This is a genomic window from Gillisia limnaea DSM 15749 (assembly GCF_000243235.1).
Lineage (GTDB): Bacteria > Bacteroidota > Bacteroidia > Flavobacteriales > Flavobacteriaceae > Gillisia > Gillisia limnaea.
The window spans coordinates 164786-177130 of the sequence record NZ_JH594605.1; the positions used below are offsets into that span (position 1 = coordinate 164786).

A 12345-nucleotide genomic window follows, 5' to 3' on the forward strand; every position below is an offset into this window, starting at 1 on the left:
ATTATAAACAGAGTGGGAAAAAGAGGTTTATTTTCGATTACTGAGGCTCGAAGTCATGATAATTTGTGCAGCGGCTTGAAAGTTTCGGGTTTTCGGTTTTCCAGATTCCAGTATCCAAACGAGTGAAATTCCAAGAAAAAGACCCATAATAGCTCAGGAAATACCCACCTATAAAAATAGCTAATTAGACTCAAATATTGTTTAAAAAACGTTTCTATAAAAATGTTAAATAAGTAAGAATAATTTTAAATATTTAACATTGAACACATCGATAATTAATTGATAGTTAATTTATTGCAAATTGTAATTTATTCTATGAGGGAATGAAATAGATTTAATGAAATTTAAAAAAAAAGCCATGACAAATTTGAAAAACGATCACAGAGAAGGTGAAACCACCAAAGAAATTGAAAAACAAACCTCAAAAATTCCTTCAGGAGTATTTTTAGCAGCTGCTATTGTATCTATGGGCGGATCCTTAACTCTCAAATTAATGAATCGAAGTAAAACGGCGCTCTTTGTGGGCCAATGGGCAGCATCTTTCCTTCTTTTAGGGATCTACAATAAAATAGTAAAATTGGAAGGTCACGATAAGAGTGATCAAAACCCTAACTAGATGCACTATTGATAATTAAAATAGTAATTATTTAATTAAAGCAACCATGAAAAATCTCGAAGAGTTATTTGAACATTAATTACAAGATTTGCATAGTGCAGAGGATCAAATTACCGAAACTTTGCCTGAGCTGATTAATGCCGCAGAAGATAGCAAACTAAAAAAAGCATTAGAAAGTCATTTGGAGTAAACTAAAGAGCATAAAAAACGTATTGAAGAAGTTTGCAAAGAATAAGGTTTCAAATCCAAAGGCGAAAAGTGTAAAGCAATGGAAGGCTTAAGTAAATAATCCTCGGGGCAAGCCCACGAGGCATTAAAATAATTTCAACTGATAATCTTTTTTCAATACTTTGTACTCTTTTTCTATTCCCTGCTCCTTGACATATTTGGCAATGACATTCTCGGTTCCATGCTGACCGACGGTGTTCACAAAGTAACCCTTTCCCCAAAATTCTCCACCCCAAAGCTGCTTTTTCACTTCTGGACATTGCCTAAAAACTTCCCTAGCTAAGATACTTTTTACCATCGTAACAATTTTTGTTACGCTATATGAAGGAACACTTTGAATCAAAAAATGAACATGGTTCTTGTCCGTTCCCACTTCTAGAAAACAAACTTCATATCTTTTTTCAATCTCCGAACATGTCGCGACCAAAACTCGGTCGACCGAATCAGAAATAACAACCCTTCGATATTTAGCACTGCTCACCAAATGGTAAAGAAGCACCGTTACGTTATGGCTCTTGTGTATGAATTTACTATTTTGTGACATCGAGTCACAAAATAGTAATAATAAACGAGGCAAGCCTCGGGGAATTAAACCCAATAGAGATTAAAGAGGCGGAAGGGTTTTTAAAGGAAGTTATGGATACAGATGTCAAACATGCTGGAATGATAGCAGAAGCTCAACGTATAGAGCATTATGAAATCTCAGGTTATGGAACCGCTGTTCGTTATGCCAAAGAGCCAGGACATAAAGATGTTGCTAAAAAGCTTCAGAAAACTCTGGATGACGAGTATGGAGCCTATAGAAAATTGAATGATCTTGCTGAAGACAGGCTCAATAAAAAGCAAAATCTTAAAAAAAATAGAGTTTAAATTAACCCCAACCTTCAATGAGGTGGGGTTTTAATCATAAGAGTTATGAAGAAGCTATTTAGAATCTTGACAGTGTTACAAATCAGTTATTATGTTTACGACTGGGATAAAATCCAAGAGAACCTTAAAAGGAGAGTTTGTACCTGAGACTAACGATACAGAAGATGAGAGTTTTTAGTTATTCTTAATTTACAGGTATGATTGTTAAAAATACGAATAGAGGGTGGGAGATTGTTACACAGACGGCACATGCATTCTTGGCCGCACAAATTGCTGATAAACTTTCGGAAAATTTTAAAAATGAATATTGGTTGGAAACTTTGTTGGCAGTCTATAACCACGAAACTTTAGAAACGGATTTTAATTCTGGCTCAGTACTTAATAATAAGGGAATGCCCTTGGATTTTAGAGAAAGTAAAGAAACTGAAACCCAAACTTTAAAGAAGATACAAACAATGGTGCACACCATTATTTACAGATCATCAATTGTAAATGCCCTGATTGTAAGACACCTTAAGTTTCTCCATCCTAACATTTTTAAAAGCAACAAGGCAAATTACGGGGACATCATTGATGATGTCTGCACTAGATTTAACATAGGGAAAACTTTATTTGAAAAAATGTATGGAGTTTTGCAGTTTACGGACCGACTATCTCTAATAATTTGTTTTGACGAACTTCCAGAGACAAATCGCAAAATTGAGATCAACGATAGTCTAAGTGAGAATTCAGTTTTCGTGACTAATTTAAATAACAAATTCATAATAGAGCCTTGGCCATTTGAATCAAATAAGATTTCAGTGTATAAAGAATGCCGTGTTATGAAATCTGCATCTTTCAACTCGGAAAATGCATTTTTGAAAGAATATCACAATATGAAAATCGAAACTATAACTTATGAGTTTCTTGAAGGATGATTTTTACGACCCAAGAAGTATGTCATCTTGTTGTTCTGCGTCCAGCCGACACAAATACCTTTAGATACCGACTGAAGAAAAACAGAAAATTACAACTATGAAAAGTTGTAAAGAGAAAAGTAATGCTTGTTCAGGTAGTGTAAGAATAGGAGCCGACTAAATACCTCTTTTCAGCCAAGTTGCGCATAAATGAAAGATGGCTAATCCCCTTTAAATTAGGACTTTTTTACCTACTATTATTTTACATTGCCAGGCATTGGTGTTTTTGATTAGGGTACTTTTCTTTCTCCATCAAAAGATCTAAAACTCGATTCCTCAGAGCTGGGCACAAAGTTTTAAGACTTCCCGCAACGAGTCCTGAACGTGCAGGATTTACGGGTGGCCTGCGGAATTACGCGTCCAAAAGAGCAATCTACACTCTCCTAATTATATAAAAATATTTTTTGCCTGCTTTAAATTTTTCCTTCCGTTTAAAGCTTTACCTACCATTTCATAAATACTTGTGAATTTTTGCTAAACATAGGTTAAACTGGGGGTAAGTGTTATTTAATGGATAATTGTGTTGTAGTTTAACCTTTAATTTAATAGAATATATATAACAATCTAAAAATGTGATATTATGAAGAAGATTATAGCAAGTACGATGGTCGCCATATTTATTTTGGCAGGCTCTTCCCTCCAGTCTCAGGACTTACAGAATAAAATTAAGGGTTGGCCTGAAACTTCACACGAAGTTGCTCATAAAATGATAGAGAAATATGGGGAGCCTTCCCAGCAAACCGATGATATGCTCATTTGGAAAAACACAGGTCCCTACATCCATACTATCGTTTATAAAGAAGAAATACAACACGACTTTCCTATGCCTCATAAAGACGTATTGGAACAAGTGATCAATTACGATGTTCCGGTAGAAAAGTTTTCAGATCTTGCCCGCTATGATGGAAGTGTAATTGTGGAACGCACAAAAGGAACTATGGCTGCTAGATGTGATAAAGAAGCCGCTAATTATCTCGCTTTAAATCTTGCTAACGATATAATTAAGGGAGAACGCAGTGTAGAGGAAGCAAGAGATATGTATGCCGAAACTATCATGAAAATGATGCAGGGAGAAGAACACCAATACCTGAAGGAGCTCGCTTTTGATGTACCACAGAGCGATATCACTAACCCAGACAAAACTATAATGGATATGTCTAAGGTAAAGGAAATGAAAAACAAGAAGAATAAATAAATTTTTGACATGGAATTTAAATCTGCCGAAGGACTCTATCCTCCGGCAGATTTTTATTTCCCGGAAAGTAAATACGCCAAGGCTTGCCTCGTCAGAAAAATGTTTTAAAATTTGAAAACCTGTTCTTCCTTTTAAATTTCCGGTAGGTTTGCTTATGGGAAATTCACTTAGGGTGTGAGTACAAAATTTCTTCACAGCCCTTATCTTTTGGTCTCATCGAAGTATGTATCTAAACTAAAAATCTCTAAAGTTAGTGGCTAAAGTATACGATTTTATTGTGATTGGAGCAGAATTGGGAGGATTGGTCATAGGTATATCCAAATTGAGTTTTAAGGTTCCTCTTATTGACAGGAATGAAAACAATAGGAGTGGTTTGGCCAACGGTAGTATCTTATTATTTATTTAAATTTTCAGGTTCAAAAATCCTAAAAAAAAATTGAATAATGTATATCATCCATATGTTTACTTAAATTTTCTTTTATAAATCACTTTTTATCAGGAGATTCTAAAGCAATTCTGGTTTTTGACAACCCCAATCCTGCTTCTAATTCGCAAATGTAATCTATAAGTTTTTCCCTTAGCTCGCACTGTAAATCCCAAGCGGCAAAAGGATCTTTAGCACTGCACAATGCTCTAATTTTGATAGCTTTTTCAGTAGATTCTACCACTTGAACGGACGGTGAAACTTGTTCATCCCAAGCTGAGGATTCTCTAAGGAGTTCTTCGAATTTTTCCCGAACTTTTTGGATGTTAATTCTATAGTCGGTGTAAATATCGATGGAACGAATTTGCTTTGAACCTCGCATTGACCAATTTTCGAATGAATTTGAAATGACACTTTTAAGAGGTGTAACGATTCTTCTTTCATCCCAGGTTTTAACGATCATATAAACAAATCCAATGTCTTCTACATGGCCCCATTGCCCATCGAATAATACAAGATCACCAATCTGAGCTGGTTTAGTAATTGCTATTTGAATTCCAGCAATAATGTTACCCAAAGTACTTTGAGCTCCAATACCAATAATTATGGTGGCAATTCCCGCGGATGCAAAGAGTGATGTACCCAAGTTTTTGAAACCTTCAAATTGAGATAGAATTATGCCGGCTCCTATCAAAAAAATTATAAATGAAACAATCCTTCTAGCTACTGATATGTGGGTAAGGATTCGACGTGTCTCTGAATTTTCTTCGGCATAGATATTATCTGGTTTATTTTCAACCAAAAATGAAAAAAAGGCATTTAAAAAACGCATAACAAACCAGGTACCACAAGCTACTGTAGCAATTAAAAGGGTTGTGTAAAAACCACTAGCAAAATCCCCGGTAAATACAATTAAGTTGTTTAAAAGCAAATAAAGAGTAAGAACCCCAACGAAAAAAGAAGCCGGTAACGCTAAACGAAATGAGAATGAAGAAATCCACTCCCACTTTGAGCTGCCAAATATTCGTTTTAATATAAACAATGTGAACCAACCTAATATGTAGGCTATCCCAAAAGAAATTAATAATCCAATTATTTTCCAAAGGGGTATTTGTAAAAATTCAACTTGCAATCCCCAGTCTTCCGGTATTAGTTGAACCATTTTAGTCGGTCCGTATGCTGCATAGAGCGCATCAATATGTTCAACGGTATTAGCAGATATAACCCAGTATGGCGGCTCGGTTTTGTATTTTACCCGTTGTAGTCTCAGGGTTACATCCCTTTCGTTGAGATTTAATGTTCCGAAAGCAATGCTCTTTCGTGGTTCTGCGGCAACCGCTTTATTTTTATTAAATATTTTATCTATCTGCCCATCAGGCCTCTCAGACAATTTATCCCAATCGATAGTGACATTTTTGTTAATTATAATGAAAAGTTTATGGGCTAGTTCCTCTATTTGCTCGTTAGAAACATTATCAGGAATTAAATTTAAATTAAGGGAATGGGCAGCCTTGAGATAATCCGCGTTTCTAGCGCTCAAAATAAAATTTTCAAGAGAAGCTTGGGGAGTTTCTCTGTTAACATTCATTTCTGATTGATCAAGGAATTGATTTCTGTGCTGAACAACATAATACTTATCTTCATAGCCCCGAATTGAACTTGCTTTAAGATTAGCCTTTACTATGGTGCTGTCTTTTGAAGGAACATTGGTGCTGGTTGAGTCTTGAGCTTTCGCAGTGTAAACTCCTATTCCAACCATATTGCTCAAAAAAATAAATAGAAGAGCCCTTAAAATTGTTTTCATTGTTATTGGTATTTCATACTTCGGGACTACAAATAATTTTTTCAAGCGATCTATTTTTTAAATATTATGTCCACTGACGGCAAAGTTTTTCTGTTGCTTCGAGGGATAAGGCAACTTTCTTATTTCAATCTAAGATTGAAATACTTTTTGTGAGATTCCTCCTACCGAAGTTTTTCAGGCAATAATCCAATTTAAACTATCCATAATTAACAAAGGAGTGAAGAAGTGCATTTTTTTCACAAAAATAAAATTCTGCCCTTTAATATATTGATATAATACTTACTATCCTTAATTCAATTGGCAAAATTTAAAATATGATAATGAATTGACTGGAAGGTAAAATATACTCTGTGATGTTCGAGAGGGAGGAGAGTTCTATAAAGGTAAAAAAAATCCACGAAATGAGCTTTAGACCACGTATTTGTAATCAAATAATTTCGATTGAAATAATTGGCGCTTGCCGAAAATCGATTTTAAACCATTTTAAGATTCCTGCAGAATTGTTACTCTATAAAATAGGTTGCTCAGTAATAGACATCCTTATTTAAATTTTGGATCTAAAGAAAAATGCTAAGAAGGTGAAGTAAACTAGATTGTAGCATTTTTATGCAATTTTTCCTCAAAAAATCCTGAGACGGAAAACAATCGCCATTTGGGAGTTGAAAAATGTTCTTGAAAATTTAAGAAGCCAGCTGTATAGAGTTAAAGCGGGTTCTATTGTCATCTGTTTGTACTTTGTTATAAGATCCGAAGACCCGATATTACAGGATAATTTTTCCTTTTTGACTATGACACGCTTAATCTTCAGGTCTGTAACATTAAAAAACCTTACCTAACAGGGAAGTGAGATAAAAACAAATTTTTTCTTCCTTAATTTTATACACTATTATTCCGGGCTCACAGATTCAATCTATTGATTCTTTACCAATCGACTCTCAAAGCTTTACATAAAAATTGAGATAGATTCACAGTAGATCAGTAGTAAAAACCTAGGCACATTAGTAATTTTGTAACTATGAATAAAATTGATATTCGCACTGTAAATGTAGTGCAATATGAAAACCTTTGAGAGAAGGCGGCTCACTACCACCTATTTTTGAAATTGATAGTGGTTTTCTGTATTTTTTATTTTTTAAACGGAAAAAGCTTATAGGTACCAAATACTATATCAATCCAGACAAATTAAGAGCCTTCTAACTTGTTGGATTTAGATTTCTAGGAAGATTATTTAAAGGCCTGGGATTAGTTTGAGATGGCGCACCTGCTTGATGAAAAATAGGCCTATAGAATGATCAAATCGTTTTAGATGGTTAACAGCAAGAATAATTCAAAGCTCAGAACTCATCTTAGCTTAAGCGATGATCCACAAAAAATAGCAGAAGACATATTTGAAAAACGGGTGCTTTAAATAGGCTCTAAATAAAAAACAGAATTAGCTTTAAAAGAATACACTATACAGTTCATATTTGCATTCTGAAAGCTCTCTGAATATTATAAATATTTGCTAAAATGGTTCGTCTTGTTTTAAGATTGATAAGTTGAAAACAACATAAAAAATTCGGATCGGTTTTAATCCTAAAAAATAGCATCTTTTTACACGCTAAGTTTCATACACAAGAGAGTTCGGTACAAGTGATGAAACGTCTTGTAACACTTTTAAAATAAATCTAATTAATGTATATTATCGGCCTACCAAAAAAGGTAATTATGAAAGACAGTAAAATGCTGAATTATATTAAAGATGTATTAGGAAATATGCCTACTGGCTGGCTGAATCTAACAACCCATAGACTAGATATTTATGATGAAAAATTGGCGAAAACTCAATTCCTGGAACAGTTTGAAACCTTATTTAAAAGCAATAATTCTGAAACATCCTCACTAAATAAATTGCCCACCGCTTATGACTATATTCGATTAGGTCATCCATTATCTTGTATCCTAGAATGGGGAATTGCTAACTTAAATAATCTAAAACCAAATAATGTAATAAGTTTTTCATCCAAGACGATTCCTGTTTTAGCTATTCTAAGAAAAAATTTATTAGATAATAAAAACACACAAATCATTTATACAGGTGAATTACCTGACTATTTTGATGCTGAAGTGGTGCAGCGTGTTTATGGTTATAAATTTGAACTAAAGAAAGTTGAGAAAGTAGAAGAAGTTTCCAGTCCCGATAGCTATCGGGATAACGGCAGTACCATCTTCATTTCACAACAAGAAAAAATTGGTACTATTGATCTCCCCGGCAACCCGTTAGCTACCGGGATTGACTTTTTTATCAGTCTTCATTCTCAGCTTGGAAGTGTTTTAGTAGTAAATGGTGAACAAAATGAAAGTTATATCTCAGATATTCAGCATGTTCGAAGAAGAGAGACCATTGCGATGACACCAGCCAATTCTCTTGCTGCATTAAAGTCTCTAGTAGAGCAATCCTCTATCGAGAAAGATGAAAATAATATCGGGACAAGCAAAACAGCTGTCTTAGATTCAATTAAAGAGATTACTGCTACAAATTCACAAGCGCTTCTCGGATCTTGTGGACTATCTGTTCAATACGCGATTATGATGGGGCTCATTCACGATGCTTTAGAAAATCATAAAGGAAAGGCTGTCAAATTTATTGTTCCACCAAATTGTTATGGCGGCACAAATGACCAGGCAAGACGAGTTGCTGCTTGTACCGATAATGTTGAAGTAGTAGACTTACCAGTGGATGGTGATAATGATATGGTGCAAAGTATCGATAGGGTTTTGGATAAAATTGCCAACGAAGATGCTATCCCGTATATAATTGCTGAAATTCCAACGAACCCTAGAGTTGAAGTTCCAGATCTGGAAAAATTAAGAGACGTTTTAAGTAAAAAGCGTAAAACTGCATCTGGTGAAGTGGCTATAGCTCCTGTTTTTATTTTAGATCAAACATTTTGTCCTAACATACAATTTTTGAGTGAAGTTGGAATACTCTCAGCTGTCAGAACGATTTCATATGTAAGTGGATCGAAATTTCCAAGTGGAGGAAAATGTACTGCTGGCTACTGTGTAGCAAATAAAAAAGGGGAGGCTTTGATGGGAAAAATAGACAAGCATTTAAAACTTTGCGATAACGAGGCAACAGATCTTCAGGTTAAAATATTAGCAAAACAACTACCTTCAATGAATCAAAGGATTCATGATGCTTATAAGAATACACGTGAATTTGTAAACTTTATCAAGGAGACTCTACCAGCCGCAAAAATAAATTTTGTTTCAGAAGAATTGGCACAAGAAGGTTTTACCCCATCTGTATTTTCATTAGATCTTCCCACCAAAGGAAATACTGTCGAAGAAAAAGAAGCTTATAAGAGGGAATTAAATCTTAAATTAATCAATTTAATGATCACAGAAATCCCGAATGAAAGCAAGTATTGTGTGAGCTATGGGCAGCTAAAAGGTTGTTATTGGACGATACCGGCAACATCTACTCAAGGGACAACTAAGGAAGGTGACAAAGATTATATTGCCCGTGTATCAGTATCTCCTAATTTGGATCTTGAGCTTCATAAAAAAGTCTTTTTAAAATTTGTTGAAGAAATATAACTTTATAAATGAAGAGCATATTAAAAAGAAAAAACACCTAAGCATATACAGCAATTAAGGGGCTAAGTAGGTTAAAAAGTTAAATGCTATAAAATACTGTCAGATTGCGATAACCGATTTTATCTAAAGGCATTTTCCGTTTTGAAAACGTAATTTTTAACGATGTTGGTCGAATAAAATCACATTGCCATCCGGGTCGGTTATCATCAAACTCGCAGGACCACTTGTTTTAGGGTCAATTTCATTGTCAATTCTAATTCCTTTATTTTTTAACTGGCTTTGAATTTACCGAATATCGTTAAAGCGCTCGATATTATTTCCGTTTTCGTCCCAACCAGGATTAAAGGTCAGAATATTGTTTTCAAACATTCCTTGATATAAACCAATTAAAGCATTCTCATTTTTTTATAATAAAGATAGATTTATAACTAAAAGCAATTTCTATCCTGGCAAGCGGAATATAATATAAGATTCTATCATCACAATTCTATAAATCTCAGGCTTTTAAATTACCGATTTCCATTAAGCCTTCTAATCATACAAATTCCTTCAAGGATTAGTTTCACAAAAAGTTATTGTATTAAAAATTATATTTTTTATAACTCTATCGGATTTATGAATTAGATATCTTTAAGATCTTATGCCTAAGATAACTCATGGATAAAAAAAATATTGCGATCATTGGTTCTGGTGCAACAGCAATTTACTTATTAAAGCATATTACAGATCACCTTGAAAAATTTAAAAACACCATTGAAGAGATCAGCATTTTTGAAAAGGGTGTACATATGGGAATGGGCATGCCTTATAATCCCGAAACAACCGATATCTACAACCTTGCTAATATTTCGTCGGAAGAGATACCGGATTTGCCAGAAACCTTTGGGGATTGGTTGAGAAAGCAGGAACCTGAAATGCTATCTTCTTGGAACGTTAATGATCTTCCAATCGATGATACGAAGGTTTATAGCCGCATCTCCCTAGGGGCATATTTCCAGAAGCAATACAACATCCTCATTCAACAGTTAACTGAAAAAGGTATTATAGTTCATCAAATTAAAGAGGAAGAAGTTAGCGATATCCAAATGGATGAGAAAACTAGCAGGGTACTTGTGCAATCTGTAAAGGGAGGTTCAAGGAGTTTCGATAAGATAATTATTGCCACTGGTCATCATTGGTTTGAAGAAGATAATGAGGAAATTGGATATTACTCATCCCCGTGGCCCATTCATAAATTATTGCCAGAGTCCGGAGAATATTATAATTATCCAATAGGTACACTAGGCGCTTCACTAAGTGCCTTTGACGTTGTAACCTCTCTTGCACGTAGACACGGTGTCTTCATTGAAAAAGGAGATGAGCTATGTTTTAATCTAAATCCAGACGCCCGAGGATTTAAGATAGTATTGCACTCATTAGAAGGCTGGCTTCCACATTTGCAATACGAACAGGAATATCCTATGCGTGAAATCTACCGGCATACTAGTCGGGAAGAAATGATATCCCTTATAGATAATAACGGTTTTTTGAGAATCCATACATTTTTTGACAAGATTTGCAGACAAGCATTAATTCAATCTTTTATAAAGGACAAAATGCCTAAAATGGTTGAAAAGCTTGAACGTGATAACATAAATTTCAAAGATTTCATTCAAATTATGTCAGATGACCACGAATATTCTAATTCATTTGAAGGAATGCGTAAAGAAAGAGTAGCAGCGCGTAACTCTGTAAACCAAAATATGCCGATATATTGGAAGGAAACTTTGGACGACCTAATGTACTGCCTTAATTTTCATGCAGAGCTATTACCTGCAGAAGATCATTTGTTTTTTCGTAGGGAAGTAATGTCATTCCTTATGAACGTAATCGCCGCGCTCCCTTTATCCTCAGCCAATATCCTTTTGTCAATTTATGACGCAGGTTGTATTGATTTGGTTGTGGGGAAAGTTGAAGTGATTGAAAATAGTGGGAATAATGATAGAACGGTTATAAAAGTTGAAAAGGAAGATGGAACAAAGGACACGTTCAAATATCGAATGTTCGTTAACTGTGCCGGGCAGAAAAATATTGAACTCGAGCAGTTTCCTTTCGCATCTCTTATCAAGGCTGGAAATGTAAGAAAAGCCAGGGCCAAGTTTGAAACATTGAAAAACTCTAATGAACTTCCAAAAAATGTGAACATAGATTTGATCTTCGAAGAAAAAAATGACCTTTTACTTTACACTGGAGGTGTAGATATTGATGCTGCATATAGGCTAATAGGTAAAGATGGCAAGCCAAACGATAGTATTTATGACATCAGCTTTACACATACTTCCGGATGTAGACCCTATTCCTATGGTCTACAAGCTTGCAATGCCACCAGTAAGATTTTAATAGAAGTTTGGCTATCCGCCTTTTCAGAAAATTCCGATATTAACGTAGAAATTGAAAAAATCACAGAGCTCTATGATGATAATGAAATTTAAGAAAAGACATGAATCATCTATTTACAACCGAATGGTTTAGACTTTGAAGTCTAACTTTAAATGTAAAAAATTGTAGATTTAAAAATTTTCAAAAAGTAGCTCAAGGGATATCTTAAATTTATATAGCGATGGAAAAAAGTTTTTGAAAGGTTAGTCTAATAGAATATGGTAAAAGATATAATTCTCGTCATAACAAAAA

General features: G+C 34.5%; 10 protein-coding genes. 8 read left to right on the top strand and 2 right to left on the bottom strand.

Going from position 1 to position 12345, the window contains the following annotated elements; genetic code table 11:
- The first annotated feature begins 337 nt into the window (after positions 1-337).
- Positions 338-616, top strand: a complete 279-nt coding sequence (locus GILLI_RS00840; protein ID WP_245545583.1) for a hypothetical protein — start codon at positions 338-340, stop codon at positions 614-616.
- Between the two features lie 88 nt (positions 617-704).
- On the top strand, positions 705-806 hold the full coding sequence (locus GILLI_RS18735; RefSeq protein WP_280985171.1) for a DUF892 family protein: 102 nt from the start codon (positions 705-707) through the stop codon (positions 804-806).
- Positions 807-929: 123 nt separating this feature from the next.
- Here the strand turns inward: GILLI_RS18735 and tnpA are convergent, their stop codons facing one another.
- Positions 930-1388: an IS200/IS605 family transposase gene (tnpA, locus tag GILLI_RS00850; RefSeq protein WP_006987222.1), complete on the bottom strand. Its 459-nt coding sequence runs from the start codon at positions 1386-1388 to the stop codon at positions 930-932.
- On the opposite strand from tnpA, the gene GILLI_RS00855 reads away from it, so the two are divergent.
- The 4 genes from GILLI_RS00855 to GILLI_RS18250 all read left to right on the top strand — a co-directional run bounded on the left by GILLI_RS00855 (position 1382) and on the right by GILLI_RS18250 (position 4271).
- Positions 1382-1714 (top strand): YciE/YciF ferroxidase family protein, encoded by a 333-nt coding sequence (locus tag GILLI_RS00855; RefSeq protein WP_342633054.1) that lies wholly within the window; start codon positions 1382-1384, stop codon positions 1712-1714. The genes tnpA and GILLI_RS00855 overlap by 7 nt on opposite strands.
- 197 nt (positions 1715-1911) lie before the next feature.
- On the top strand, positions 1912-2631 hold the full coding sequence (locus GILLI_RS00860; protein ID WP_006987223.1) for a DUF3891 family protein: 720 nt from the start codon (positions 1912-1914) through the stop codon (positions 2629-2631).
- A gap of 619 nt (positions 2632-3250) precedes the next feature.
- On the top strand, positions 3251-3865 hold the full coding sequence (locus GILLI_RS00865; RefSeq protein ID WP_006987224.1) for a hypothetical protein: 615 nt from the start codon (positions 3251-3253) through the stop codon (positions 3863-3865).
- 253 nt (positions 3866-4118) lie between these two features.
- Positions 4119-4271: a hypothetical protein gene (locus GILLI_RS18250; protein WP_156798603.1), complete on the top strand. Its 153-nt coding sequence runs from the start codon at positions 4119-4121 to the stop codon at positions 4269-4271.
- Positions 4272-4350: 79 nt separating this feature from the next.
- Here the strand turns inward: GILLI_RS18250 and GILLI_RS00870 are convergent, their stop codons facing one another.
- Positions 4351-6093 (bottom strand): mechanosensitive ion channel family protein, encoded by a 1743-nt coding sequence (locus tag GILLI_RS00870; RefSeq protein ID WP_006987226.1) that lies wholly within the window; start codon positions 6091-6093, stop codon positions 4351-4353.
- Positions 6094-7800: 1707 nt separating this feature from the next.
- On the opposite strand from GILLI_RS00870, the gene GILLI_RS00875 reads away from it, so the two are divergent.
- Positions 7801-9675: a PLP-dependent aminotransferase family protein gene (locus tag GILLI_RS00875; RefSeq protein WP_006987228.1), complete on the top strand. Its 1875-nt coding sequence runs from the start codon at positions 7801-7803 to the stop codon at positions 9673-9675.
- Between the two features lie 656 nt (positions 9676-10331).
- The gene (locus GILLI_RS00880) at positions 10332-12146 is read left to right on the top strand and encodes an FAD/NAD(P)-binding protein (protein ID WP_006987229.1); all 1815 of its coding nucleotides are present in this window, start codon (positions 10332-10334) and stop codon (positions 12144-12146) included.
- Positions 12147-12345: the final 199 nt, after the last annotated feature.

Excerpts from the sequence above, each read along its gene's own strand:
- GILLI_RS00860 (WP_006987223.1), top strand. The coding sequence starts at position 1,912 with ATGATTGTTAAAAATACGAATAGAGGGTGGGAGATTGTTACACAGACG.
- tnpA (WP_006987222.1), bottom strand. The coding sequence starts at position 1,388 with ATGTCACAAAATAGTAAATTCATACACAAGAGCCATAACGTAACGGTG.
- GILLI_RS00840 (WP_245545583.1), top strand. The coding sequence starts at position 338 with ATGAAATTTAAAAAAAAAGCCATGACAAATTTGAAAAACGATCACAGA.
- GILLI_RS00865 (WP_006987224.1), top strand. The coding sequence starts at position 3,251 with ATGAAGAAGATTATAGCAAGTACGATGGTCGCCATATTTATTTTGGCA.
- GILLI_RS00880 (WP_006987229.1), top strand. The coding sequence starts at position 10,332 with ATGGATAAAAAAAATATTGCGATCATTGGTTCTGGTGCAACAGCAATT.
- GILLI_RS00875 (WP_006987228.1), top strand. The coding sequence starts at position 7,801 with ATGAAAGACAGTAAAATGCTGAATTATATTAAAGATGTATTAGGAAAT.
- GILLI_RS00870 (WP_006987226.1), bottom strand. The coding sequence starts at position 6,093 with ATGAAAACAATTTTAAGGGCTCTTCTATTTATTTTTTTGAGCAATATG.